At 70.2% G+C, this 23,179-nt stretch carries 25 protein-coding genes; 12 read left to right on the forward strand and 13 right to left on the reverse strand.

What is annotated here, in order from left to right:
• Window positions 1-6: 6 nt before the first annotated feature.
• From ilvC to ABIE45_RS09680, 3 genes are all read left to right on the forward strand, one after another.
• Window positions 7-1,026 carry a ketol-acid reductoisomerase gene (gene ilvC / locus ABIE45_RS09670; RefSeq protein WP_012322218.1) on the forward strand — a complete coding sequence of 340 codons (1,020 nt, stop codon included), beginning with the start codon at window positions 7-9 and terminating at the stop codon, window positions 1,024-1,026.
• 168 nt (window positions 1,027-1,194) lie between these two features.
• The gene (locus ABIE45_RS09675; protein WP_192706516.1) at window positions 1,195-1,848 is read left to right on the forward strand and encodes a pyridoxamine 5'-phosphate oxidase family protein; all 654 of its coding nucleotides are present in this window, start codon (window positions 1,195-1,197) and stop codon (window positions 1,846-1,848) included.
• A gap of 245 nt (window positions 1,849-2,093) precedes the next feature.
• Complete coding sequence (locus ABIE45_RS09680; protein ID WP_192706517.1) at window positions 2,094-4,169, forward strand: methyl-accepting chemotaxis protein; 2,076 nt, start codon at window positions 2,094-2,096, stop codon at window positions 4,167-4,169.
• 12 nt (window positions 4,170-4,181) lie between these two features.
• Here ABIE45_RS09680 and tam read toward each other — a convergent pair whose 3' ends face one another.
• The 5 genes from tam to ABIE45_RS09705 all read right to left on the reverse strand — a co-directional run bounded on the left by tam (window position 4,182) and on the right by ABIE45_RS09705 (window position 8,595).
• Entirely contained in the window at window positions 4,182-4,964 is a 783-nt protein-coding gene (tam, locus tag ABIE45_RS09685) for a trans-aconitate 2-methyltransferase (protein ID WP_192706518.1), read from the reverse strand.
• 23 nt (window positions 4,965-4,987) lie between these two features.
• A complete protein-coding gene (locus ABIE45_RS09690; RefSeq protein WP_192706519.1) occupies window positions 4,988-5,689 on the reverse strand; it encodes a haloacid dehalogenase type II in 702 nt (233 codons plus the stop codon).
• Window positions 5,686-6,750 (reverse strand): tryptophan--tRNA ligase, encoded by a 1,065-nt coding sequence (trpS, locus tag ABIE45_RS09695; RefSeq protein ID WP_192706520.1) that lies wholly within the window; start codon window positions 6,748-6,750, stop codon window positions 5,686-5,688. Before trpS ends, ABIE45_RS09690 begins: the two co-directional genes overlap by 4 nt.
• A 93-nt stretch (window positions 6,751-6,843) precedes the next feature.
• Window positions 6,844-7,605, reverse strand: a complete 762-nt coding sequence (gene nth, locus ABIE45_RS09700) for a Fe-S cluster assembly protein HesB (RefSeq protein ID WP_192706521.1) — start codon at window positions 7,603-7,605, stop codon at window positions 6,844-6,846.
• 246 nt (window positions 7,606-7,851) lie between these two features.
• Complete coding sequence (locus ABIE45_RS09705) at window positions 7,852-8,595, reverse strand: GyrI-like domain-containing protein (protein WP_192707336.1); 744 nt, start codon at window positions 8,593-8,595, stop codon at window positions 7,852-7,854.
• A gap of 197 nt (window positions 8,596-8,792) precedes the next feature.
• Between ABIE45_RS09705 and dapF the strand changes: the two genes are divergently transcribed.
• Together dapF and mtaB are read left to right on the forward strand one after the other, a co-directional pair.
• Window positions 8,793-9,680, forward strand: coding sequence for a diaminopimelate epimerase (gene dapF / locus ABIE45_RS09710; RefSeq protein WP_192706522.1), 888 nt, complete (start codon window positions 8,793-8,795; stop codon window positions 9,678-9,680).
• Window positions 9,680-10,906, forward strand: a complete 1,227-nt coding sequence (gene mtaB, locus ABIE45_RS09715; protein WP_192706523.1) for a tRNA (N(6)-L-threonylcarbamoyladenosine(37)-C(2))-methylthiotransferase MtaB — start codon at window positions 9,680-9,682, stop codon at window positions 10,904-10,906. Before dapF ends, mtaB begins: the two co-directional genes overlap by 1 nt.
• Before the next feature lie 327 nt (window positions 10,907-11,233).
• Here mtaB and ABIE45_RS09720 read toward each other — a convergent pair whose 3' ends face one another.
• The gene (locus ABIE45_RS09720; protein WP_192706524.1) at window positions 11,234-11,908 is read right to left on the reverse strand and encodes an RNA pseudouridine synthase; all 675 of its coding nucleotides are present in this window, start codon (window positions 11,906-11,908) and stop codon (window positions 11,234-11,236) included.
• A 57-nt stretch (window positions 11,909-11,965) separates the two neighbouring features.
• Here ABIE45_RS09720 and ftsY point away from each other — a divergent pair, with 57 nt between their 5' ends.
• Entirely contained in the window at window positions 11,966-13,306 is a 1,341-nt protein-coding gene (gene ftsY, locus ABIE45_RS09725; RefSeq protein WP_192706525.1) for a signal recognition particle-docking protein FtsY, read from the forward strand.
• 133 nt (window positions 13,307-13,439) lie between these two features.
• Complete coding sequence (locus ABIE45_RS09730) at window positions 13,440-14,054, forward strand: septation protein A (RefSeq protein ID WP_192706526.1); 615 nt, start codon at window positions 13,440-13,442, stop codon at window positions 14,052-14,054.
• A 3-nt stretch (window positions 14,055-14,057) separates the two neighbouring features.
• On the opposite strand, the gene ABIE45_RS09735 is transcribed toward ABIE45_RS09730, so the two are convergent.
• The 3 genes from ABIE45_RS09735 to ABIE45_RS09745 are packed head-to-tail and all read right to left on the reverse strand — an operon-like array spanning window position 14,058 to window position 15,620.
• Entirely contained in the window at window positions 14,058-14,672 is a 615-nt protein-coding gene (locus tag ABIE45_RS09735) for a DsbE family thiol:disulfide interchange protein (RefSeq protein WP_192706527.1), read from the reverse strand.
• Entirely contained in the window at window positions 14,669-14,812 is a 144-nt protein-coding gene (gene ccmD / locus ABIE45_RS09740; protein WP_192706528.1) for a heme exporter protein CcmD, read from the reverse strand. Before ccmD ends, ABIE45_RS09735 begins: the two co-directional genes overlap by 4 nt.
• Window positions 14,813-14,822: 10 nt before the next feature.
• Window positions 14,823-15,620 (reverse strand): heme ABC transporter permease, encoded by a 798-nt coding sequence (locus ABIE45_RS09745; protein ID WP_192706529.1) that lies wholly within the window; start codon window positions 15,618-15,620, stop codon window positions 14,823-14,825.
• A gap of 538 nt (window positions 15,621-16,158) precedes the next feature.
• Here ABIE45_RS09745 and ABIE45_RS09750 point away from each other — a divergent pair.
• Together ABIE45_RS09750 and ABIE45_RS09755 are read left to right on the forward strand one after the other, a co-directional pair.
• Window positions 16,159-16,833: a trna delta -isopentenylpyrophosphate transferase gene (locus ABIE45_RS09750; RefSeq protein WP_192706530.1), complete on the forward strand. Its 675-nt coding sequence runs from the start codon at window positions 16,159-16,161 to the stop codon at window positions 16,831-16,833.
• A 38-nt stretch (window positions 16,834-16,871) separates the two neighbouring features.
• Complete coding sequence (locus ABIE45_RS09755; RefSeq protein WP_192706531.1) at window positions 16,872-17,183, forward strand: hypothetical protein; 312 nt, start codon at window positions 16,872-16,874, stop codon at window positions 17,181-17,183.
• A 9-nt stretch (window positions 17,184-17,192) separates the two neighbouring features.
• On the opposite strand, the gene ABIE45_RS09760 is transcribed toward ABIE45_RS09755, so the two are convergent.
• The gene (locus ABIE45_RS09760; protein ID WP_192706532.1) at window positions 17,193-17,939 is read right to left on the reverse strand and encodes a methyltransferase; all 747 of its coding nucleotides are present in this window, start codon (window positions 17,937-17,939) and stop codon (window positions 17,193-17,195) included.
• On the reverse strand, window positions 17,936-18,160 hold the full coding sequence (locus ABIE45_RS09765) for a DUF2007 domain-containing protein (RefSeq protein WP_192706533.1): 225 nt from the start codon (window positions 18,158-18,160) through the stop codon (window positions 17,936-17,938). Before ABIE45_RS09765 ends, ABIE45_RS09760 begins: the two co-directional genes overlap by 4 nt.
• 171 nt (window positions 18,161-18,331) lie before the next feature.
• On the opposite strand from ABIE45_RS09765, the gene ABIE45_RS09770 reads away from it, so the two are divergent.
• The gene (locus tag ABIE45_RS09770) at window positions 18,332-19,351 is read left to right on the forward strand and encodes a polyprenyl synthetase family protein (protein ID WP_192706534.1); all 1,020 of its coding nucleotides are present in this window, start codon (window positions 18,332-18,334) and stop codon (window positions 19,349-19,351) included.
• Between the two features lie 9 nt (window positions 19,352-19,360).
• On the opposite strand, the gene ABIE45_RS09775 is transcribed toward ABIE45_RS09770, so the two are convergent.
• Together ABIE45_RS09775 and ABIE45_RS09780 are read right to left on the reverse strand one after the other, a co-directional pair.
• Entirely contained in the window at window positions 19,361-20,239 is an 879-nt protein-coding gene (locus ABIE45_RS09775; protein ID WP_192706535.1) for a methyltransferase, read from the reverse strand.
• 42 nt (window positions 20,240-20,281) lie between these two features.
• Window positions 20,282-20,722, reverse strand: coding sequence for a helix-turn-helix domain-containing protein (locus ABIE45_RS09780; RefSeq protein WP_192706536.1), 441 nt, complete (start codon window positions 20,720-20,722; stop codon window positions 20,282-20,284).
• Window positions 20,723-20,885: 163 nt separating this feature from the next.
• On the opposite strand from ABIE45_RS09780, the gene ABIE45_RS09785 reads away from it, so the two are divergent.
• Both ABIE45_RS09785 and ABIE45_RS09790 read left to right on the forward strand, forming a co-directional pair.
• A complete protein-coding gene (locus tag ABIE45_RS09785; protein WP_192706537.1) occupies window positions 20,886-22,700 on the forward strand; it encodes a chloride channel protein in 1,815 nt (604 codons plus the stop codon).
• The gene (locus ABIE45_RS09790; RefSeq protein ID WP_192706538.1) at window positions 22,697-23,170 is read left to right on the forward strand and encodes a hypothetical protein; all 474 of its coding nucleotides are present in this window, start codon (window positions 22,697-22,699) and stop codon (window positions 23,168-23,170) included. Before ABIE45_RS09785 ends, ABIE45_RS09790 begins: the two co-directional genes overlap by 4 nt.
• Window positions 23,171-23,179 lie beyond the last annotated feature (9 nt).

Here is a 23,179-nt window from a genome sequence, read left to right on the forward strand (position 1 = left end):
ACAGACATGCGGGTGTATTACGATCGCGACGCCGACCTGAACTTGATCAAGGGCAAGAAGGTCGCCATCGTCGGCTACGGCAGCCAGGGCCACGCCCACGCGCTCAACCTGCGCGATTCCGGCGTGAAGGACATCGTCATCGCGTTGCGCGAGGGCTCCGCGACCGCCAAGAAGGCCGAGCACGAGGGCTTCAAGGTCCTGTCGGTCGCCGAGGCCGCCAAGTGGGCCGACGTCGTGATGATGCTCACCCCCGACGAGCTGCAGGGCGACATCTACCGCGAGTCGCTGGAAGGCAACATGAAGCAGGGCGCCGCGCTCCTGTTCGCCCACGGCCTCAACGTCCACTTCAACCTGATCGAGCCGCGCAAGGACCTCGACGTCCTGATGGTCGCCCCGAAGGGCCCCGGCCACACCGTCCGCTCTGAATACCTCCGCGGCGGCGGCGTGCCGACCCTGATCGCCATCGCGCAGGACGCGAGCGGCAACGCCCACGACCTCGGCCTGTCGTACGCCTCGGCGAATGGCGGCGGCCGCGCCGGCATCATCGAGACGACCTTCAAGGAGGAGTGCGAGACCGACCTGTTCGGCGAGCAGGCCGTGCTCTGCGGTGGCCTCGTCGAGCTGATCAAGGCCGGCTTCGAGACGCTGGTCGAGGCGGGCTACGCCCCCGAGATGGCCTATTTCGAGTGCCTGCACGAGGTGAAGCTGATCGTCGACCTCATCTACGAGGGCGGCATCGCCAACATGAACTACTCGATCTCCAACACGGCCGAGTACGGCGAGTACGTCACCGGCCCACGCATCGTCACGCCCGAGACGAAGGCCGAGATGAAGCGCGTGCTCAACGACATCCAGTCGGGCACCTTCACCCGCAACTGGATGCTGGAGAACAAGGTCAACCAGACCTCGTTCAAGGCGACCCGCGCCAAGCTCGCCGCCCACCCGATCGAGGAGGTCGGTGCCAAGCTCCGCGGCATGATGCCGTGGATCTCCGAGAAGGCGCTGGTCGACAAGACCCGCAACTGATTTCTTCTCATCGTGCGGCCGGGCTCTGCTCGGCCGTGCTGGGGGCCGGTCACGCGCGAGCGAGGCCGGCCCTTCGCGTTCTTGGTTGCCGAGCGCGGCTATTCCCAGCGATAAGCCCGGCCAGCGGTCCCGCGCGACGAGGACCGACGAAGGCTGGGAGGATACGCCATGGCATCGCTCTATTCCGACGCGCACCGGGCGCTGCAGAAGGAGTTCGGGACCACCAAGCTCGCCGTGCGGCTCGACGAGGATTGGGTCCACGAGAGCATCCAGCCGGAGGAGGGCGCCTTCATCGGCTCCCGCGACATGTTCTTCCTCTCGACCGTCGACCCGGACGGGATGCCGACCGTCTCCTACAAGGGCGGCCCCACGGGCTTCGTGAAGGTGCTCGACCCCAGCACGCTGGTGTTCCCAGGCTTCGACGGCAACGGCATGTTCTACTCGATGGGCAACATCGAGGGTCAGGCCAAGGTCGGCCTGCTATTCATTGACTTTGAGACGCCGCACCGCATCCGCGTTCAGGGCCACGCCACGCTGCTGCGCGACGACACGCTCATGGCTGAGTACACCGAGGCCAAGTACCTCGTGAAGGTCGCGGTGACGAAGATCTGGGTCAATTGCCCGCGCTACATCCACAAGTACAAGAAGCTCGAGCAGAACAAGTACGTCCCAAGGCCCGGTCGCGAGACGCCGCTCGCCGCATGGAAGCGTCTCGACCTCGCGGGCGATGTCATCAGTGATGCCGACAAGGCGCGGGTTGCCCAGGAAGGCAAGCTGGACGTGTCCGAGTACGAGGCGCTGGTCGCACGCGGCGAAGCCTGAAAGGAAGCTGCCGGCCGCCGGATCCCGCCGTCGGCCGGCGAACTCGCTTCTTCGGTTATTTTCAAAAAATATGCTTTGATTTATTTGAGCATATAGCCATCATTGGAAGTAAATTTGGATTTTATATTGTGTAATTGATCTGCAGATACGCATGTTGTTCGTAGCGTTGACGGCAGCGAACCGGTTAGATAGCGTAGGAATGCTCGGCGAAAGCCACATAATCTACGTGCGGACGCTTATCCGAAATGTTCTCGCTTCCGCTCCGCGTCGCAATCATATGCAGTGTCTTGATCGCCGCGATTTTTGCGGCCGGAACAACGTTCCTGATCCGCCGGATAAACTCTGCTTTTGAGGAACAGACGGCAAGAATCCAGTCAGAGACGCTGTCGAGTGAGGCGCGCGACGTCAGGCTTCGTCTCTCTGCCGCAGCCAAGACCGCCGAGAGCCTCGCGGTTGCGGCGTCGGCCCTGCGCGCCGGCGGGATCCGGGATCGGGCGGTCTACGATGCGACGCTACGCGACCTGCTGCGCGCCAACCCCGACCTGATCGCGACCTGGACGGGCTGGGAGCCGAATGCCCTGGATGGGCGGGACCGCGAGTTCGCCGGCACGGCATCCTCGGACGCGAGCGGCCGCTTCATGCCGTACTGGAACCGCGGCAGCGGCACGATCAAGCGGGAGGTTCTCACCGGCTACGAGACCGAGCCGGACGGCGCCTATTACCTTCAACCCAAGAAGCTCAACCGTCTGGTGGCCATCGAGCCCTACATCTACCCGGTTGCCGGGAAGGACATCGTCATGATGTCGTTCGGCGCGCCGATCATCGTGGACGGCGCATATCTCGGCACAGCCGGCGTCGACATCGACCTCGGATCCCTGAACCGGGCGCTCGGCGCGGTGAAGCCGTTCGGAACCGGCTACCTGGCCGTCGTCTCGGCGAGCGGGACGACCGTGGCGCACCCGACCGGCGAAGCCGCCGGAAAGCCGCTGCAGACCTTTGACGCCTCCGCGGCCGCCGTCGCCAGGCAGTCGATCGCGGCGGGCGCGAATGTGGTCGTCGATGCGCCCGGCCCGGATGGCGCGCCGTGGCGCTACATGGCGCAGCATATCCAGGCCGGCGAGACGCCCGATCGATGGGCCATCGTGGTCGCGGTGCCGGTCGCGACCCTGACGTCCGCGGAGGATCGGGCCCGCGCGATGTTGATCGGTATCTCGGTCCTCTGCGTGCTGATCGGGTGCGCGGCTCTCCTCGGCGTGCTGCACCGCCTCGTCGGGACACCGATCCGCAGCCTCGGCAGGACGATCGGCGACATGGCGGCGGGGAACTACGAGGCGCGCGTACCCGAGGCGCGGCGCCGCGATGAGGTCGGGCTCGTCGGACGCGCCGTCCTGAGCCTGCGCGACGCGCTCCGCGCCCAGGCCGAGGCCGACGCCCGGACCCGGGCGGCCGCCCTTGCCCAGTCCGAGGAGGAACGCCGGCGTGCGACCGCTGATCTGGCGGAGGCGTTCGAACACGCCGTCGGCGGCATCGTCGGCTCGGTCACTGCGGCGGCCACCGAGTTGCAGGCCACGGCGCGCGGCTTGGCCGATACGGCCTCGGAGACCGCCAGCCAGTCGATCACCGTCGCGGCCGGAGCCGAGGAGGCGGCCTCCAACGTCCGCGCCGCAGCCTCGGCGGCCGAGGAACTCGGCAGCTCCGTGCGGGAGATCGGACGGCAGGTCCAGGGATCCGCACGGCTCGCGCAGGCTGCGGCTGACGAGGCGGCCCAGACGGTCAGGCTGGTGGAGGATCTGAACGCCGCGGTAATCAAGATCGGCGACGTGGTGGCGCTGATCCATGGAATCGCCGGCCAGACCAATTTGCTGGCCCTGAACGCCACCATCGAGGCGGCCCGGGCCGGGGAGGCCGGAAGAGGCTTCGCGGTGGTGGCCGCCGAGGTCAAGGAACTGGCTGGCCAGACCGCGAAGGCGACCGAAGAGATCTCGGGCCACATCGCCCGCGTTCAGGCCTCCACCGGCCAGGCCGTGTCGGCGATCGGCAGCATCACGGGGCGCGTCGGTGAGATCAGCGGGGTGGCGACAACGATCGCTGCCGCGGTGCGGGAACAGGACGCCGCGACCCAGGAGATCGTGCGCAACGTGACCCAGGCCGCCGCCGGCACAGGCGAGGTGACGACCAACATCTCCCGGGTGGCCGGCGCTGCCGACATGACCGGCGCGGCCGCCAATCAGGTGCTGGCTTCGTCCTCCGACCTGTCCCGGCAATCCGAGCACCTGAGTGCCGAGGTGAGCCGTTTCCTCGGCACGGTGCGCGCGGCCTGAAGGAGCGGGCTGCTACCGCGGTTTGCGCGCCACGATGAACACCCGCGGGAAGGCGAGAAGGCGCTGCCCGTCGCTCCGGGGTAGATAGCCTTCTGCGATGGCGCACTCATAGGCGGCCAGGAAGCGGGGCTTTTGATCTGTGTCGAGCGGATCGAGGAAGGGCCGGAGACCGGTTGCGCTGACCCAATCGACGATGGAGGCGGCATCCGCCATGCGGTGGTGGTAGGTCGTGCGCCAGACATCGACCTCGGCAGCGTGGGGTGCCAGCAGATCGTAATAGGCGGTTGGCTCCAGCATCCGGCCGAGGCGGCCGGCCACGGCCGGATCGCCGATGGCCGCTGACCATGGGCCCGCGCCGGCGACCTCGCGCATCAGCCGGTGCGAGGGCTCTGCGAGATTGTCGGGCATCTGCACGGCCAGCACGCCGTCCGGGGCGAGGAGACCGAACAGCCGCGGCAGCAGGGTCGCGTGGTCGGGTAACCATTGCAGGACGGCGTTGGCGAAGATCAGGTCCGGCGCGCGTTCGGGCACCCAGGTCGCGGCATCAGCCAGCGCGAAGGCGAGACCGGAGAGCCGGGCGCGGGCGCTCTCCAGCATGGCCGGCGAGGTGTCGAGGCCGATCACCTCCGCGTCGGGGTAGCGTGCCGCGATCAGTGCGGTGGAATTGCCGGGGCCGCAGCCGAGATCGACGGCCAGAACCGGTGCGTCGAGGGGTACGCGGGCGAGGAGTTCGGCTGCCGGCCGCGTCCGCTCGTCCTCGAAGCAGGTGTAGAGGGCGGGGTTCCAATCGGCCATCTGGACCCTCCGGTATGTCCGCCTCAGCAGCCGAGCTGGTCGGCGAGATCCGCCAGGTCCAGCGCCGCGTGGGTGACCGGCACCGTCGGCGCGGTCTCGCCGCCGGCCGGGCCGTGCTCGTGCGGGCGGGCGATGTGGGCGGTCGACAGGCCGTGGCTCGCCGCCGCCGCGAGGTCGTTGGAATGGGCGGCGACCATCATGGTCTCCCCAGCCGCAAAGCCGAAGGCCGCGACTGCATCGCGGTAGAGCGCCGGCTTCGGCTTGTAATCGCGGGAATAGCCGGCCCCAAGGATAGCGTCGAAGATCAGGCCGTTACGGCGGGCCAGGTCGACCATCAGCCGGACATGCCCGTTGGAGTTCGGCGCCAGGAGGTGCTTCTCCCGCAGCCGCCGCAGCGCGTCCGGCACCTCCGGCCACGCGTCGAGCCGGTGCCAGGCCTGGACCAGCTCCCGTTGCACGGCCTCGGAGACGCCCGTGACGCCGAACTGCGCCAGCACGTCGGGCAACGACTCGGCTTGGAGCGTGTCGAGGTCGACGAAGGGCCGGGCGCCGGAGCGCACCGTCTCCATCGACGGGTTGTAGCGGGCGCGCCACGCATCCGCGAAGGCGCCGGCATCGAGGTTCGGCGCGACGGGCGCGAGCAGCCGCCCCGCCTCGCGGGCGACGCCGGAACGCCAGTCGACCAGCGTCCCGAAGACGTCGAAGACCAGCGCGCGGACGGTCACCGCACCGCCTGTAGGCTCGGACCGCGCCGGACGAAGCCGACGATGTCCTTCACGGCGTCCAGCGTCTGCGCCGCGATGGTCTCGGCCCGGGCGCTGCCATCGGCCAGCACGGCGTCGATGTGGCCCGGATCGGCGGTGAGGCGGCGCATTTCCTCGGCGATCGGCGCGAGACTCGTCACCGCGAGATCGGCGAGCGCCGGCTTGAAGGTCGAGAACTGCGCCCCGCCGAAGTCGCGCAGCACGTCCTCCCGGGCAATTCCAGCGAGCGCCGCGTAGATCCCCACGAGGTTGTCGGCTTCCGGCCGCTCCTTGAGGCCCGCCACCTCGGAGGGCAGGGGCTCAGGGTCGGTCTTGGCCCGGCGGATCTTCTGGGCGATGGCGTCCGCGTCGTCCGTGAGATTGATCCGGGCGTTGTCGGACGGGTCCGATTTCGACATTTTCTTGGTGCCGTCACGCAGGGACATGACCCGGGCGGCCGGGCCGCCGATCAGCGGCTCCGTGATCGGGAAGAACGCGTCGCCGTGGCCGTGCGCCGTGATCGATCCCGAGAAGTCGGTGTTGAACTTCTGGGCGATGTCCCGGGTCAGCTCCAAGTGCTGCTTCTGGTCCTCGCCGACGGGCACGTGCGTCGCCCGATAGGCCAGGATGTCGGCGGCCATCAGCACCGGGTAGTCGTAGAGGCCGATCGAGGCGTTCTCCCGGTCCTTGCCGGCCTTCTCCTTGAACTGGGTCATGCGGTTCAGCCAGCCGAGGCGGGCGACGCAGTTGAACACCCAGGCGAGCTCGGCGTGCTGCGGCACCTGGCTCTGGTTGAACACGATCGAGCGCTTGGGATCGATGCCGGCGGCGAGGAAGGCGGCCGTGACCTCGCGGATCTGGCCGCGCAGGGCCTCGGGATCCTGCCAGACGGTGATCGCGTGCAGGTCGACCACGCAATACAGGCACTGCGCGTCGCGTTCCTGCATCTCTACGAAGCGCTTCACCGCCCCGAGGTAATTGCCGAGGTGCAGGTTGCCGGTGGGCTGGACGCCCGAGAAGACCAATTCGGTGAACGCGGCCATCGGCGCCGATCCTGAGCAAGGTAAGGCCGGGGCTCAGCGCCGTCCGGGCGCGGGGTTACTCGCACCCGTAGGCCGGACCGGTCAAGGATTCGCTCAGGGCTCCCGCGTGGGCAGCTTCGCGCTCGGGCAGAGATCGACCAGGACGCAGCGTCCGCAGGCCGGGCGATGATGGTGGCAGACCTGCTGGCCGTGGAGCATCAGGATCTCGTGATTGTCGTAGAGGTCCTGGGCGCTCCAGTCGGCCGGGAGCTGCGCCCGCAGGATCGGGTGCGACGGGCCTACATCGACCGACTTGCCGATCAGCCCGAGGCGCTGGGCGACCCGGTGATGGTGGCTGTCGACCGGCAGGGCCGGCATCCGCAGTGTGGAGAAGGACAGGACCGCCGCGCTTGTCTTCGGCCCGACGCCGGGAATCGCCTGCAGCCACGCCCGTGCGGCCTCGACCTCCATGTCGGCCAGGAAGGTGAGGTCGAGGCTGCCACACCGGTCGCGCAGGGTCCGGAGCACGTCGCGGATGCGCGGCGCCTTCAGCTCCGGCCAGGTCACGCCCGCGATGGCGGCCTCGATCTCCGGAACGTCCGCGTCGATCACCGCCTCCCAGTCCGGGAAGCGCGCCCGCAGTGCCTTGAAGGCCCGGCCGGATTCGGCGTTGCGCGTCCGATGCGACAGGAGCGAGGAGACGAGTTCGCTGACCGGATCGAGGCTGTGGAAGTACGGGATCGGGCAGCCGTAGACCGGGCAGAGCCGCGCGTGAATGACGAGCGCCTTCTCGGCGAGCGCGGGATCCGTGACGGCGGGGGCCACCTTGCGGCGCGGACGCGGGACGGTCGCGGATCTGATGTCGGCAGCGGGCATGTCGAGCGAATCCGCGAGCCGACGCCCCTGTTCCTGCCGTGGCGGGGTAGCGGCGATCTGTCCGCGTCGTCGGGTTCGCACGCCGGAGAGGCTGCGCCGCTCGCACGTCTCAGGCGGCAAGCGCGGCCGCTGGCAGCGTGTGACCCCCACCCCCCCTCCCGCATGGGAGAGGGGACCCGCGCTCGATCCCGAACAGGACGTGGCAGTCGAGTGGGACGCCGCGGATCGGCGCCGGATGGCGGCCGCCTACTTCACCAGGGCGTAGATGTTCACGTCGAGGTTGTCGTCGGTGCTGTCCTTGAGGTCGGTGGCGTATTCCTCGACGAACCGGTCCTGCACCACGATGTCCTTGGCATCGAGATAGGCGGTCAGGGTCTCGTAGGTGCTGTCGATCGACTCGTAGGAGCCCTTGTGGGCGAAGCGCAACGCCTTGCCGGAGGGCGTGGTGCCGAAGCGCAGCCCGTCAGTCTCGGCCGGCGCCGGGTTCGGGGCCGCCGAGACCGGCATCATCGCCTCGAACTCGAAGCCGTCGTCGTCGGTGCGGGTGAAGACCGCCAGCGGCCGGCCGGCCGGCGCGACGCCGATCTTGGCGAGGTCGGCCTCGATCCGCGCGAAGGCCTGTTTGAGGTTCGGAACCGCCTCTTCCCACTTGGTCTTGCCGGACAAGATCGCGGCCGGCTTGGCGGGCAGCGTGACCTCGTCGACGTCGCCGGGCTCGCCGGCCTTCTCCAGGAGCGTCGGCCGCGCGGGCGTTCCCACGGCGGACTGGCCCGCAGGCGGTGGCGCCACCGATTGTTGGGGCGCCGGGGCCGGGCTCTTGCCCGGGTCGGGCACCGGGTTCGGCGCCGTCGTCGTCGGCAGCGGATTCGTCTGGGCTGGCGCGGGCGCCGTGGATGGCGGGGGGGCGGGCTGCTGTTGGGCGGCGATCGGGCCGCCGGACGCGAGCACGAGAGCAGCCGAGAGGGCGACGAGCGGACGAAGGCGGATCACGGTGAGCGCTCCGGTCGAGGCCAGCGGATGATCGCGCGGGCTCCCGGCGCATAACCTAATGGCGAACGGGACGGCCCGCGAGACCGCCGCGGACGAGAGCTGCAGGTGCGGCGCATCTGCCACGCTGCGCGTTCCTCTCGCGCTCGGGGGCCGCTTTTGCCATATAGCCCGCCACCTCCCTTTCGTTGCGGGACCGCATGAGCGCACTCGCCCACAGACGCTTCCTGAAGATGCACGGCGCCGGCAACGCGATCGTGGTGCTGGACCTGCGCGGGTCCTCGGTGACGGTGCGGCCCGAAGAGGCGCGCGCAATTGCGCAGGATCCGGGGTCGAGCTTCGACCAGCTGATGGTGCTGCACGATCCCGTGAGCCGGGGCACCGATGCGTTTATGCGGATCTACAACACCGACGGCTCGGAATCGGGCGCTTGCGGCAACGGCACGCGCTGTGTCGCCTACGCGATGCTCGACGACCCGGCCATGGCCCGGCCCGCCGAGGGCGGTCGACTAACCCTTGAGACGGCGGCCGGTCTCCTCGGCGTGCGCCGCGTCTCCGAGCGCGCCTTCACGGTTGATATGGGTCGGCCGCGGCTTGCCTGGGACGAGATCCCTTTGTCCGAGCCGTTCCCCGACACCCGCCGGATCGAGCTGCAGATCGGCCCGATCGACGATCCGATCCTGCATTCGCCGGGTGCCGTGAACATGGGCAACCCGCACGCTGTGTTCTTCGTGGAGCAGGATCCGGACAGCTTCGACCTCGCCCGGATCGGCCCGATGCTGGAGAACCACCCGCTGTTCCCGGAGCGCGCCAACATCTCGGTGGCGCAGGTGACGGGCCGCGAGACGATCAAGCTCCGGGTCTGGGAGCGGGGGGCCGGGCTGACGCTCGCCTGCGGCACCGCCGCCTGCGCCACCGTGGTGGCCGCCTCGCGGCTCCGCATGATCGGCCGGCAGGCGCATGTCGCGCTGCCGGGCGGCGAATTGTTCGTCGAATGGCGCGCCGACGACCACGTCCTGATGACCGGCCCGGTCGCGCTCGTCGCCGAGGGCACCCTGGCGCCGGAGCTGTTCGACAGCGCGGCCTGATGACGGTCGAGACCCTGACGTTCGGCTGTCGCCTCAACACCGTCGAGTCCGAGGCCCTGCGGGCCCACGCGGCGGCGGACGGGCGGGATCGGGTGGTGGTGAACACCTGCGCGGTGACCGCTGAGGCCGGGCGGCAGGCCCGGAAGGCGATCCGGCGCATCGCCCGGGAGCGGCCCGGGGCCGAGATCGTCGTCACCGGCTGCGGCGCCGAGGTCGAGACCGAGGCCTACGCGGCGATGCCCGAGGTGTCGCGCCTCGTCGGCAACAGCGAGAAGCTCCGGCCTGAGGGATGGACGGAGGCCGGCACGGGACCGGGTGCGGTGATGGCGGCGCGGACGGCCGAACCGACGCGGTTCGAGGCGATCGCCGGGCATACCCGCGCGTTCGTGCCGGTGCAGAACGGTTGCGACCATCGCTGCACCTTCTGCGTCATTCCCTTCGGCCGTGGGAATTCCCGCTCCGTGCCGGCGGCCGACGTCGTCATGCAGATCGCGCGGATCGTGGAGCATGGCGGCCGCGAGGTGGTGCTGACCGGGGTGGATCTCACGGCCTATGGCCGCGACCTTCCCGGGCCCCCGCTCAGCCTCGGTACCCTGGTCCGGCAGATCCTGCGCGCGGTGCCGGGCCTTGCGCGCCTGCGCCTGTCCTCCATCGACTCCGTGGAGGCGGACGCGGCGCTGCTCGCCGCCATTGCCGAGGAGGAGCGTCTGATGCCGCACCTGCACCTGTCTTTGCAGGCCGGCGACGATCTGATCCTCAAGCGGATGAGGCGCCGGCATCTGCGTGCCGACGCGATCCGATTCTGCGAGACGGCGCGGCGGCTCAGGCCCGATATGGTGTTCGGCGCGGATCTGATCGCCGGCTTTCCCACTGAGACCGAGGCGCAGTTCGACCGTTCCCTCGATCTCGTGGCGGAATGCGGCCTAACGCACCTGCACGTCTTTCCGTATTCCCCCCGTCCCGGAACGCCCGCAGCGCGCATGCCGCCGGTGGCCCCAGAGGCGATCCGCGCACGGGCGGCGCGGCTGCGCGAGGCCGGAGGAGATGCCCTCCGGCGGCACCTCGACGCTCAGGTGGGCCGCCGCCTGACGGTTCTGGCGGAGCGCGGCGGCGTCGGGCGGAGCGCGGATTTCACCGCGGTGCGCCTCGCCACGCCCGAAGCCGCGGGGACGTTCCACAACGTTGCCATCGCCGGGCACGACGGTAGGCGGCTCATCGGGGCCTAACGCGCGGCCTTGGCTTGAGTGCCTACTCAATCAACCCCGTCATTTCGGGTCCGCTCGGCGGAGCCCGGAATCCAGAGCCGCGGTGTCGTAAGGACGCTCCTCCACACCCGGATCACGCCGTGGTTATGGGTTCCGGGCTCTCACCTGCGGCGCGCCCGCAACGACAGTGCCGAAGCGCAGGAGGGTTGCAGACGGAGGAACCGAACCTGCCTATCGCGGCCCTGACCGTTCGTTCTCGCGAGCGGAGCGAAGCCATCCAGCGGCGCCACGTCCGCGCCGTCGCGCTGCCCGCGATTCTCGTCGCTGCGCGCGTGATGACGGTGCAATTCAGGCGCGCATTCCGCCCACCACCTCTGCGATGTGCGGCGGTGGCGGCGCCGTCACGGTGATCGCGTCGCGCTTCGGGTAGAGCGGGATCGAGAGGGTCTGCGCGTGGAGGTGCAGGGCGCTGCCGCGTGGCGCGGTGCCGTAGATCGCGTCGCCGCGGATCGGCCAGCCCGAGGCGGCGCAATGGACCCGCAACTGGTGGGTGCGCCCTGTCACCGGCTTCAGCTCCAGCCAAGTCCGACCGTCCGACCGCCCGAGCACGCGCCAGTAGGTCAGCGCCGGGTCCCCCGCCGGGTCGGACTTCATCCACCACGAGCGCGGATCGTCCGAGCGCCGCGCCAGCGGCAGGTCGATGCGGCCGCTCTCCTCGGACGGGCCGCCCTCGACGATCGCCCAGTAGGTCTTGTCGACGGCGCTACCGGCGAACAGCTTGCCCAGCCGTGCCAGCGCCTTGGCGTGGCGGCCCAGCGCGAGGCAGCCCGACGTGTCCCGGTCGAGCCGGTGCGCGGCTTCGGGCCGACGGGGCAGGCCGAACCGAAGCGCGTCGAGATGGTCGGTGAGCGTCTCGCCGCCGCGTGGACCCGGATGGACCGGCAGGCCCGCCGGCTTGTCGATGACGAGCAGCAGGGCATCGCGGTAGAGGAGGCGCGCGCCTATGTCGAAGGCGTTGAGCATCCGGATCGGCTAGAGGGTCGGCGCCGGGTCGGCAAGGTGGGTTGAGGACGCGATTGCATGGCGAGCGAGGAGAAGCCCGGCTGGTTGGGACGCCTGTTCGGGCGAAAGGGCCAGGCGGCGGCCGACGATAAGCCCGAGGCCGAACTGCCGGCGGAGGCAGCGTCGCCGTCCGAGGGCCAGCCCGACTTCGCCACCGGGGCGGAAGACGTCGAGCAGGTGCCGCTGCCACCCGAGGAGACGGGCGAGCCCGTCGCCGACGTCGTCGAGGGCGCGGATCTGCTGCCGATCGCCGGCGAGCCCGAGCGCCCGCCCGCCGGCACGGCCGGCGACGATCCGCAGCACGGGGCCGATCCAGTCGATACCGGGGACGCGGTTCACGCCCCGATCACGGATCCGGCTCCTGACATCCAGCCGCTCGATTCCGCCGCTGCCCTCGCACACGATGCCGGGGCCGGCCCGGGCCGCGAGCCCGAGGCCAAGGGCTGGTGGAGCCGTCTCACCTCCGGGATGAAGCGGACCTCGTCGGCTCTGTCCGACCGGGTCACCGGCCTGTTCACCAAGCGCAAGCTCGACGCCACCACCCTGGAGGATTTGGAGGATGCCCTGATCCAGGCCGATTTCGGTCTGGAGACCGCGATGCGGATCTCGGAGGCTGTCGGCAAGGGCCGATACGAGAAGGGCATCTCGCCCGACGAGGTGCGGGCGATCCTGGCGACCGAGGTCGAGCGGGCCCTGGAGCCCGTCGCCGTGCCGCTCGCCATCGATGCCGCCCGGAAGCCGTTCGTGATCCTCACTGTCGGCGTCAATGGCGCCGGCAAGACCACGACGCTGGGCAAGCTCGCCTCGAAGCTCCGGGCGGAGGGGCGCACCGTGATGCTCGCGGCAGGCGACACGTTCCGGGCCGCGGCCATCGACCAGCTCAAGGTTTGGGGTGCCCGCACCGGCACGCCGGTGGTGAGCGGCGCGCAGGGCGCGGATGCGGCCGGGCTCGCCTTCGACGCCCTGAAGCAAGCCTCGGCCGCCGGAACCGACGTGCTCCTGATCGACACCGCCGGCCGGCTTCAGAACAAGGCCGGGCTGATGGCGGAACTGGAGAAGGTCGTCCGTGTGCTGCGCAAACAGGATCCGGACGCCCCGCACGCGACGCTCCTCGTCCTCGACGCCACGGTCGGCCAGAACGCGCTGAGCCAAGTGGAGCTGTTCTCGCAGGCCGCGCCGGTCTCCGGGCTCGTGATGACCAAGCTCGACGGGACAGCCCGGGGCGGGATCCTGGTGGCGCTGGCGGCGAAGTTCGGCCTGCCGGTGCACTTCATCGGCGTCGGCGAGGGCGTGGAGGATCTGGAGCCGTTCGCGGCCCGCGACTTCGCCCGGGCGATCGCCGGCCTGGAGAAGGATTGAGGCGCGGGTGGCCGCCGGTCTTCGGCACACGCCGTGATGGACTTCGGCCGCCCCGCGTTCCACACACCCGCAACCGAGTGAGTCCGGCGCCTCGAATATGTCGAGGGCGCCGCATCCGAGCTAGCCAGAGCGCATGCAGATCGAATCCGTCCCCCCGCGCCGACACCTGCCGCCGCTCGTCAAGCTGGCGCTCGAACTCGGGCCGCTGGTACTGTTCTTCCTGGGCAACGCCTATTCCGAGCGCTTCGGCATCGCGCCCGATCAGAAGCTGTTCGTTGCGACCGGCCTGTTCATCGCCGCCACTGTGGTGGCGCTGACGATCCACTACGTCCTTGTCCGCCGCCTGCCGATCATGCCGCTGGTCTCGGGTGTGGTCGTGGTGGTGTTCGGCGGCCTGACCCTGGCGCTGCAGGACAAGACCTTCATTATGGTCAAGCCGACCATCGTGAACGCGCTGTTCGGCACGGTGCTGCTCGGCGGACTCGCCTTCGGGCGCTCGCTCCTGTCGGTGGTGCTCGATTCGATGTTCAGCCTCACCGAGGAAGGCTGGCGCAAGCTTACCTTCCGCTGGGGCGTGTTCTTCTTCGTGCTGGCGGCGCTCAACGAGGCGGTGTGGCGGACCCAGACGGAGGATTTCTGGGTGAACTTCAAGGTGTTCGGCATCATGCCGATCACCGTGCTGTTCGCGCTGGCGCAGACGCCGCTGCTGACCCGCTACGAGCGCAAGGAGCCGCAGCCCGGCGCGTAGGCGCTACTGCGCCGCCGCGACCTTTCCGGCAGCGCGGATGCGCGCGAGCACGCTCGCGAAGTTCTCCGGCGTCAGGATGCCGACGAGCTTGTCGCGGATCACACCGTCGGGTCCGACGATGAACGTCTCGGGCACGCCGTAAACGCCGAAATCGATGGCCGCACGTCCGCTGGCATCCGCCCCGACCGCGCTGAACGGCACGCCGTGCCGGGCCAGGAAGCGCTGGCCGGCCTCGGGGCTCGGCTCCTTATAGTCGATGCCGACGAGCCGGATCCCGGGCTCCTTCGCCAGCCGCATCAGCATCGGGTGCTCCACCTGGCAGGGGGCGCACCACGAGGCGAAGACGTTCAGCACCGTGATCTGCCCCTTCAGGTCCCGGCTCGACAGCCCCGGCACGGGTGCGCCCGCGGCGGTCAGCCCCGGCACGGCGGGCAGGTCGAAGCTCGGCACCGGCTTGCCGATCATCGCGGAGGGCAGGGCCGCCGGATCCGCGCCCGAGCGCAGGCGCAGGAACAGCACGGCGGCGAGCGCCGCGAAGGCGAGGGCCGGCACGATCAGCAGGAGCGAGCGGCGGACGGGCGGCGGCCGCCCGGTCGCCTCGTCGAGGGGGGTGGTCATCGCCGATCCTCGCCGAAGCCCCGGAGCGCGCGCAACTGCGCCCGCCGGTCGCGGATCGCGTTGCCGAGGAGGGCAACCATCACCAGCCCCGTGAAGCCGTAGGCCGCCAGGATGAAGCCGCCGTGAGATCCGAGATCCATCGCGGTCCTCCTAGACCGGCTGACCGACCGGCAGCGACGCCGGTGTCGGGGTGAGGCGCGGCTGGGTCCGGTCCAGGCGCTCGGCCTCGCGGATCGTCAGCGTCCGCACCCGGCGACGCATGATCTCGGTGCGCATCGCGTAGAGGTGCAGGGTCGTCCCGCCGAGCGTCGCGGCGGCGATCATGACCAGCAGCGGGTAGAGCATCGACGGATCGATGGTCGACCCGCCCATGCGCAGGATCGAGGCCGGCTGGTGCAGGGTCGACCACCAGTTCACCGAGAACTTGATGATCGGCAGGTTCACGGCGCCGACGAGGGTCAGGATCGCCACCGCGCGCGCGGCCCGGTTGGGGTCCTCCAGGGTCCGCCACAGCGCGATGATGCCGCAATAGATCAGCAGCAGGATCAGCATCGAGGTCAGGCGCGCGTCCCAAACCCAGTAGGTTCCCCACATGGGCTTGCCCCACAGGGAACCGGTGACGAGGCAGATCAGCGTGAAGGCGGCCCCGATCGGCGCCGCGGCGCGCTGGGCGACATCAGCGAGCGGATGGCGCCAGACCAGGCTGCCGATCGCCGACACGCTCATGGCACCGTAGAAGAAGACCCCGAGCCATGCTGCGGGGACATGGATATACATGATCCGCACGGTCTCGCCCTGCTGGTAATCGGGCGGCACCACGAAGAAGGTCATGTACAGACCGACGGCCAGCACGCCGAGCGACAGGGCGGTGAGCCACGGCACCAGCGCGCCCGACCACCGCATGAAGTGGCTCGGATTCGACAGGCGGGTCCAGAGGGAAGGGGTCATCGCGGCGGCTGCCTCAGACATCGTTCCTGCGGTCTAACCTAGGATGCGGTGCAGCAACAATGCGGGTCTCCGGCGCAGCTCTGCCGGTGAGCGGCTCCTGAGCGAAGTTCGCACAGGTGATCCGTCGAAGACTTGCGCAGGCAAGGGGTCAGCATCCCCGAATGCCCTCGCATACGCCAACGCTGCTCAACACCCCGCACGCAGGCCACGAAATCAGCCCCGTCGTTCCGGGGCGCCGCAGGCGAGTCCGGAACCCAGAACCGCCATCGGTGCCGGACTTTCGCGCGTCGGCGGGTCTGGATCCCGGGCTCCGCTGCGCGGCCCCGGGATGACTTGGCGGGTCGCGTCACGCACAGCGAGCGCGTACGGCCAGACGCCCGGAAATTTTCCCATGGGTCCGACGGCCCGCAAATCCGCGGCCGACCCTTGCGCATCTCGGGGGGATTGCGCATATAGATACGAACAAAAAGAGAACAAAAGTGCGTCGCCGTACAAAGCTGTGGACGACGCGGCCCAATCCCGCCGGAACGAGCCCCGCATGCGAACCGCCGACAAGCAGATCGCCGACATCCTCGTCCGCTACGGCGAGCCCTTCGGGGGCAACGTCTGGCGCGTCCAGGGAACGGCCGTGATCTACCATAAGACGCTGGAGCGCATCGCCGCACAGGCCGGGATCGTGTTCGAGCCGCCGACCATCATCCGGTCCGAGCGCGACGAGGCCGTGATCCTTGTGACCGGCCGCCTGCCCGGCGCGAAGCCCGGGACCGAGCGGGTCGAGTGGTCGCTGGGCGAGGCTCTGGTGAATGTGAACTACCGCGTCTCGGGCAAGCAGGCGGCCTACGTCTACGCCATGGCCGAGAAGCGGGGTAAGGACCGCGTCATCCTCAAGCTGATCGAGCTGCACGGCCTCGTCTACTCGGAGGAAGAGGCCGACGAGTTCCGCGCCCACCAGCCCGCGGTCCGGGCCGTGGACGAGGATTTCGAGGAGCCGCCGGCCTTCGACGAGATCACCGAGGCCGAAGGCGATCTCAAGCGCCGGATCGACGAGGCCGAGACGATCAACGCCGTCACGGACCTGATGCTGGACGGCGCCACCCAGGCCGTCCTGGCGACGATGCCCGCCGGCACACGCGACGAGGTCCGGGACTACGCAAAAGCGCGCCTCGTGGCGCTCGGCTGGCCCAAGCGGTCCGGCCGCAAGAGCGCCGCCTAACCCATCCGCAATCGATCCCCCTACCGAAGGAGACCGCCATGCATCGCGCGACGAGCCGCCGCACCATGAAGGCCCGCCGGGACGCCCACCGGGGCTGGAGCATCGAGACGTTGTCGTACAGCCCATCGCGGATCGTGCGGCTCGGCGCCGAGAAGGTCGCGATCCTGTTTCCACCGCTGGAGCCCGGTGCCGCTTGGCAGCTCTATCCGCACCCCGATACGTTCCCGGGGCTCAATTTCGAAGGCCTGCCCGAGCCGCTGCGCCCGGAATTCTTGTCCTTCCCGGATCTCACCGAGGTAGAGCGGTTTCTCGGCATCCGCGAGGAGGAGCCGGCGGCCCTGGCCGCGTGAACGGAGGGGTCAGGCGGGCCGCCACGGTGCTCCGCGATGGAGCGCTGCGGCTTCCGGGGTGAAGCGCCCGTCGGGATCGTGCAGCACGAGCGGCGGGCGCAGACTCAGCGCGGCGCGGCTGCCCTTGGTCGCGCTGATCAGGAGGCGGATCGCGGGTGCCTCGGCCCGGGCGTGGACCGGGCGGATCGCGATGCCGCCGTAGCGTCCCTTGAGTGCATCGAGACAGGCGGGCAGCGCGTCGGCCCGGTGGATGAGCCCAAGGCGACCGCCGGGTCGAAGGACCGCCGTGCAGGCCCGGATCCAGGCGTCGAGGTCCTGCCCGGCAAAGGTGTGGGCGGTCGCCCGTCCTGGATTGGGCGAGGCCCGGTGGCCGCCGCCGTCGAAGAAGGGCGGATTGGTCAGCACTAGGTCGAAACTGTCCGGCAGCAGGCCCGCAGCGCGGCGTTCCGCCGCGGACGCGAGCAGGTCGGCCTCGATCACCCGAGCCTCGATGCCGTTGAGCCCGGCATTCGCCCGAGCCAGTTCGGCGACGTCGTGATCGCGCTCGATCAGCGTCGGCTTCAGGCCCGGCACCAGCGCGGCGCAGCCGAGGCCGACGGCGCCCGTCGAGGCGCCGGCGTCGCAGAGCCGATCGCCGGCCGCCGGAACCAGCAGCTGCGCGAGCAGGATTGCGTCCGTCCCGGCCCTGTGCGCGCCCCGCGGTGGCTGATGCAGGCGCAGGCGTCCGCCGAGAAAGCCGTCCGGCTCCGGGCTCACGGCTGGCGCAGCTCGTGAGCGATCCCGGCACCGACGAGCAGGCGCCGGGCCTGGGCCTCATGGTCTCGCGGCACCAGCAGGCGCTGCCCGAACACGCCGATCGAGCCCTCCATCAGGCTCATGTGGCTGTCGGCGACGAGAACCGGGATCTCGGCCGCTTCGAGAACCGAGCGGGCGAACCCGATCAGCACGACGTCGTTGGCACGGATCAGCTCGATCATCGGGCGCGCACCGAAGTCAGAGGAGCGCGGATCGGCGCTTTCGTCGCGTGAGATCCGCGTTTCCGGCACACCATATCCAGCCGGGAGCGATGTTGCGGCGCCGCGGGGCGCGTGCGAAGGGATCGCCCGCCCCCTGTGGGGCAACCGGTCTGGAGGTCACGGATCTTGGGTATGGCCCTCTCCATCGAGAACCCGAAGCCCGAGGCCGAGGCGGGGCTGAACGACCTCGTCGCGCTGGTGGCTGACGGCATGGCGCGGGTCAACACCACGATCCTGTCGCGGACGGGATCGGACGTGGCGATGATCCCCGAGGTCGCCAATCACCTGATCGCCAGCGGCGGCAAGCGCCTGCGCCCGATCCTGACGCTCGCCTGCGCCAAGCTCTGCCACTATGCGGGCGACACCGACGGCGACGTGAAGCTCGCCGCGAGCGTCGAGTTCATGCACACCGCTACGCTCCTGCACGACGACGTGGTCGACGAGAGCGACATGCGGCGTGGCCGCGTGGCCGCCCGGATCAAGTGGGGCAACGAAGCCTCCGTGCTGGTCGGCGACTTCCTGCTCGGCCAGGCCTTCCGGATGATGGTCGAGGTCGGCTCGCTCCGGGCGCTCGACATCCTCTCGGCGGCCGCCACGGTGATCGCCGAGGGCGAGGTGATGCAGCTCACCAACGCCAAGAACCTTGAGACCGACGAGGCGGCCTATCTCGCGGTGATCCGCGGCAAGACCGCCGAGCTGTTCGCCGCGGCCTGCGAGGTCGGGCCCGTCCTCGCCGGCCGGCCGGAGGCGGAGCAGGCGGCGGCCCGCGCCTACGGGATGAATCTCGGCATCGCCTTTCAGCTGATCGACGACGTGCTCGATTACGGCGGCACCTCGGCGGAGCTCGGCAAGAACGTCGGCGACGATTTCCGCGAGGGCAAGATCACCCTGCCGATCGTGCTGGCCCATCGCCGGGGCAGCGAGGGCGAGCGCGGCTTCTGGCGTCGGACCCTCCAGCAGGGCGAGATCCGCGACGACGATCTGGAGACGGCCCTCGATCTGCTCCAGCGCCATGGCGCCCTGGAGGAGACCGTCGCGCGCGCCCACCATTACGGCGCCCAGGCCCGGACGGCCCTCGACGTCTTCCCGGACGGACCGGTGAAGACGGCGCTCATCGGCGCCGTGGAGTTCTGCGTGGCGCGGGCACGCTGAGGCAGCACCTCAGGGTTCCCGCGTGGAGAGCCACCAATCGCCGCCATCGTACCAGCAACTCGTGTCGCGCGGTCCCGCGAGCCGGAATGACCGCACCGCCAGGAGGTCGCCCCTGCCGAAGGCCGTGGCGAGTGCCGGGGCGTCCTCTTGCGGCATGTCCCGCAGAGGTATGAAGATCGCGAAGGACACGAACCGGGCCGGCCAAGCCGACCCGCTGCTCGGACACTGCAGCAGCAGCATTCCGCCGCGGCCCTGACCGGACTGGAGCGGGAAGAGCAGGCGCCCGCCCGGCCGCAGAGCCCCGAGCCAGGCGCGGGCCGGTCTCGCCGCGCCGGCATTGACGTAGATCGCGTCGGCGGCGGGGAGCAGGTCCGACACGCCCGACCGTGCGCAGACCTGCACCCAGGGCCACGGCGTGAGGTTGGCGGTTGCACGGGCGGCGAGGTCCGGATCGATCTCGTAGGCGTGGACCTGTCCTGTCGGCCCGACCAGATGCGCAAGCAGCGCCGTGTAGTAGCCGCTGCCGGTGCCGACCTGGAGCGCGGTCTCGCCGGGCTGCGGCGCCAGGGCGTCGAGGCAGAGGGCGTGGAGGCTTGGCTGGCCGATATGGATGCCGCGCTCGGCGTCGAGCGCGATCAGCACGTCCTGGTAGAGAAAGGCGGGATCGTCGTCCGGCGTCCGCACGTAGACCGGACCGCGCTGCCGCAACCGACGGGGCGCCGGTGTCAGGATCGTCCAGGGCGCCGGCCCGGCGAACGTTTCCCGTGGGATCGCCGCGAAGGCCGCCTCGATCCGCCGGTCCGCGACCGACGCGGGGCCCGCGACCAGGGCCGCGTAGACCTTTCGCAGCTTGGCGCTGCGCGCTTCTGAGTCGCTCCGGCCCGCCATCGGTTGCTCCCGCAGCAAGCGGGCCACCGGCGTCGCGCGCCGTCAAGGCACGGCCGGCTTCAACGCCTCGACCAGCGCCGGTGCGAGATCGCGGAGCTCTTCCAGATGGGCCGCCGTCAAGGTCCTCAGCAGCGCCTCGGCCCGCGGGGTGAGCGACAGCTCGCTCCGTCGCCGGTCCTCCGCCGCGCGCGCCTTGGCGAGCAGACCGCCCTCGACCATCCGGGTGACCAGCTCAGCGGCGCTGTGGGGGGCGATCAGGAGCTGCTCGGCCAGCAGGCCGACCGTAGCGGGTTGGCGCCCGGCATGGCCCGCGAGGGTCAGCAGCGCCTGATGCTGCTGAGGTGGCAAACCCGCCCGGGCGGCGGCGGCCTCGCTGAAAGCAAGAAACCGTCGGAGCCGGAACCGGAAATCCGCCAGCGCCGCGTACTGCTCAGGCGAGAGCGCTTCGGTGTGTGCGTCGCCCTTCGGCGCTGCGTGACTCATCACGGCCTCCAGATGTCCCGGCTCGGATCCCGGCGTGCGCCTTCTGTGCCACCGCCGGCCCGACCCCCTCACAAGGCCCGAACAGCGTTCGGTCCGCAGCCGCGCAGTTGTGGAATATATCGTATCACGACATAAATGGCGGACACACCAACCGGAGATCCAGATGAACGGCGGGACCGAGATCAAGCGTGGCGGCGAGAGGCCGCTGCGCCGGGCGTTGGGCGACTTCAGCGCGGATCGACGGGTCCTGACGCTGGCCGGGATGGCCGTGGTCACCGGCACCGCCGCGAGCGGCACCGCCTGGATCCTGCTGACGCTGATCGGCCTCGTGACCAACTTCGCGTGGTACGGCCGCTTCGACACGGCCCTGACCTCCCTCGCGGACGCGACGCCAGGGCCGTGGATGGTCGCCATCCCGGTGATCGGCGCGCTGATCGTCGGCGCCATGGCGCGCTATGGCTCCGAGAAGATCCGCGGTCACGGCATCCCCGAGGCCATGGAGGCGATCCTGATCGGCGGCAGCCGGATGTCGCCCAAGGTGGCGGTGCTGAAGCCGGTCTCGTCGGCCGTGGCGATCGGGACCGGCGGCCCGTTCGGCGCCGAAGGGCCGATCATCGTCACGGGCGGCGCGGTGGGCTCCCTGTTCGCCCAGTTCTTCCATCTAAGTGCCGCGGAGCGGAAGACCCTCCTGGTGTCGGGGGCAGCCGCCGGCATGACGGCGATCTTCGGCACGCCGGTGGCGGCCGTGCTGCTCGCCCTCGAGGTGCTGCTGTTCGAATGGCGCCCGCGCAGCCTCGTCCCGGTGACGGTCGGGGCAGTGACGGCGGCCTGCTGGCGTCCCGCCCTGTTCGGGGCCGGCCCGCTCTTTCCCTTCGCGGACAACCCGAACCTGCCGTGGTGGGGCCTGCCCGCCTGCGCGGCCGTGGGCATAGCCTGCGGGTTGATCTCGGGCAGCCTGACGCGGATTCTGTACGCCCTTGAGGACGGCTTCGGCCGGCTGCCCATTCACTGGATGTGGTGGCCGGCCCTGGGCGCCGTGGTGGTCGGCCTGGGCGGCCTCGTGGAGCCGCGGGCGCTCGGCGTCGGCTACGACGTCATCCACGATCTGCTGTCCGGGCACATGCTGGCCGGCGCCGTCGTGACCATCCTGGCGGTGAAGGCAATCATCTGGCTCGCCGCCCTGTCCTCCGGCACGTCCGGCGGCGTGCTCGCGCCGCTCCTGATCATAGGTGGTGCGGTGGGATGGCTGCTCGGCCTGCTCCTGCCGGGTGCGCACGGCTTCTGGGCGCTGATCGGCATGGCCGCGATGCTCGGCGGCACTTTGCCTGCACCGCTCACCGGCGTGGTCTTCGCGGTCGAGGTCACGGGGGACATCGCCGCTTTGGCCCCGCTGCTGGCCGCCACCATGGCGGCCTACGCGGTCACGGTCCTGCTTCTGAAGCGCTCGATCCTCACCGAGAAGATCGCCCGGCGCGGCCAGCACGTGACCCGTGAATACGGGATCGACCCCTACGACCTGGCGCGGGTCGCGGCGGTGATGACCCCGAAGGTCGAGACCTTGGCCGCCGACCTGCCGCTGACCGACGCGCTCACGGCTATCGAGGACGGAGCCCATCATGCCTACCCGGTCGTCGACGGGGCAGGCCGCCCCGTCGGATTGGTCTCGCGCAGCGACGCGCTGGACTGGGCCCTGGAGGAGCGTGACGGCGACGCGGCGGAGGGCACCCTCGGCGAGCGCGTCTCGGATGCCGATCTCGCGGTGGTCCATCCGGGCGACGTGGTCTCGCACGCGCTCGACGTGATGCTCGCGGCCGGGCAGGGGCGCCTGCCGGTCACGGATCCGCAGAGCGGCCGGCTGGTTGGACTTTTGACGCGCAAGGACCTGCTCCAGGTCCGCGCAACCGTGGTGCGCGCCGAGGCCGAGCGGCGGGCGTTCTTCCGCAGCCGCGATGCGCGCCGAACACAGGTCGGAGCATGACCGAGGGCCTTCGCATCCCGGGGCGGACGATCAGGCTCGACCGAGTCCGGCCCGGGGCCTGCTGCCTGATGGCCGGCCGCGACGGGCCGGATCTTGCCCTCCTGGTCAGCCGGGAGGGGCGACCGGCGGCGCTGCTCCTCAACCGGCGCAGCACGGAGGGCGGCCACCTGCCCGTCCGCTCCGATCTGCCGCCCGACGCGGACGTTCTCGAATTGCGCGGCGCCGTCATCGCGCCGAGCGGCGCCCCCGCATCCGGCCAAGCCGCGACGTCAGCGGCCGCCCTCCATCTCGGTGACGGGCGCGCCTACCTGTGCGGCCGCGATGAATCCGGATGGGGCGCACTCTTCGATGTCGCGACCGGCCTCGCCAGCGCCGTCGATCCGGCCGCGTTGCCGCGGACCCGATGCTGGCGCGTGATGGTGCCGGAGGCCGGCGGCGTCGTCACGCTTTATGAGGCGGAGCCCGCCTGAGATCCCGCG

The sequence above is a fragment of the Methylobacterium sp. OAE515 genome (assembly GCF_041806315.1).
In the GTDB taxonomy this organism is placed as follows: domain Bacteria; phylum Pseudomonadota; class Alphaproteobacteria; order Rhizobiales; family Beijerinckiaceae; genus Methylobacterium; species Methylobacterium tardum.

What these genes read in the sequence shown, in the direction of transcription:
- ABIE45_RS09790 (WP_192706538.1), top strand. Translation starts at nt 22,697, where the DNA reads ATGACCGAGGGCCTTCGCATCCCGGGGCGGACGATCAGGCTCGACCGA.
- ABIE45_RS09755 (WP_192706531.1), top strand. Translation starts at nt 16,872, where the DNA reads ATGCATCGCGCGACGAGCCGCCGCACCATGAAGGCCCGCCGGGACGCC.
- ABIE45_RS09780 (WP_192706536.1), bottom strand. Translation starts at nt 20,722, where the DNA reads ATGAGTCACGCAGCGCCGAAGGGCGACGCACACACCGAAGCGCTCTCG.
- ABIE45_RS09730 (WP_192706526.1), top strand. Translation starts at nt 13,440, where the DNA reads ATGCAGATCGAATCCGTCCCCCCGCGCCGACACCTGCCGCCGCTCGTC.
- tam (WP_192706518.1), bottom strand. Translation starts at nt 4,964, where the DNA reads ATGGCCGATTGGAACCCCGCCCTCTACACCTGCTTCGAGGACGAGCGG.
- ccmD (WP_192706528.1), bottom strand. Translation starts at nt 14,812, where the DNA reads ATGGATCTCGGATCTCACGGCGGCTTCATCCTGGCGGCCTACGGCTTC.
- ABIE45_RS09735 (WP_192706527.1), bottom strand. Translation starts at nt 14,672, where the DNA reads ATGACCACCCCCCTCGACGAGGCGACCGGGCGGCCGCCGCCCGTCCGC.
- dapF (WP_192706522.1), top strand. Translation starts at nt 8,793, where the DNA reads ATGAGCGCACTCGCCCACAGACGCTTCCTGAAGATGCACGGCGCCGGC.
- nth (WP_192706521.1), bottom strand. Translation starts at nt 7,605, where the DNA reads ATGCCCGCTGCCGACATCAGATCCGCGACCGTCCCGCGTCCGCGCCGC.
- mtaB (WP_192706523.1), top strand. Translation starts at nt 9,680, where the DNA reads ATGACGGTCGAGACCCTGACGTTCGGCTGTCGCCTCAACACCGTCGAG.
- ftsY (WP_192706525.1), top strand. Translation starts at nt 11,966, where the DNA reads ATGGCGAGCGAGGAGAAGCCCGGCTGGTTGGGACGCCTGTTCGGGCGA.
- ABIE45_RS09785 (WP_192706537.1), top strand. Translation starts at nt 20,886, where the DNA reads ATGAACGGCGGGACCGAGATCAAGCGTGGCGGCGAGAGGCCGCTGCGC.
- ABIE45_RS09765 (WP_192706533.1), bottom strand. Translation starts at nt 18,160, where the DNA reads ATGATCGAGCTGATCCGTGCCAACGACGTCGTGCTGATCGGGTTCGCC.
- ABIE45_RS09680 (WP_192706517.1), top strand. Translation starts at nt 2,094, where the DNA reads ATGTTCTCGCTTCCGCTCCGCGTCGCAATCATATGCAGTGTCTTGATC.
- ABIE45_RS09675 (WP_192706516.1), top strand. Translation starts at nt 1,195, where the DNA reads ATGGCATCGCTCTATTCCGACGCGCACCGGGCGCTGCAGAAGGAGTTC.
- ABIE45_RS09750 (WP_192706530.1), top strand. Translation starts at nt 16,159, where the DNA reads ATGCGAACCGCCGACAAGCAGATCGCCGACATCCTCGTCCGCTACGGC.
- ABIE45_RS09745 (WP_192706529.1), bottom strand. Translation starts at nt 15,620, where the DNA reads ATGACCCCTTCCCTCTGGACCCGCCTGTCGAATCCGAGCCACTTCATG.
- ABIE45_RS09770 (WP_192706534.1), top strand. Translation starts at nt 18,332, where the DNA reads ATGGCCCTCTCCATCGAGAACCCGAAGCCCGAGGCCGAGGCGGGGCTG.
- ABIE45_RS09720 (WP_192706524.1), bottom strand. Translation starts at nt 11,908, where the DNA reads ATGCTCAACGCCTTCGACATAGGCGCGCGCCTCCTCTACCGCGATGCC.
- trpS (WP_192706520.1), bottom strand. Translation starts at nt 6,750, where the DNA reads ATGGCCGCGTTCACCGAATTGGTCTTCTCGGGCGTCCAGCCCACCGGC.
- ilvC (WP_012322218.1), top strand. Translation starts at nt 7, where the DNA reads ATGCGGGTGTATTACGATCGCGACGCCGACCTGAACTTGATCAAGGGC.
- ABIE45_RS09775 (WP_192706535.1), bottom strand. Translation starts at nt 20,239, where the DNA reads ATGGCGGGCCGGAGCGACTCAGAAGCGCGCAGCGCCAAGCTGCGAAAG.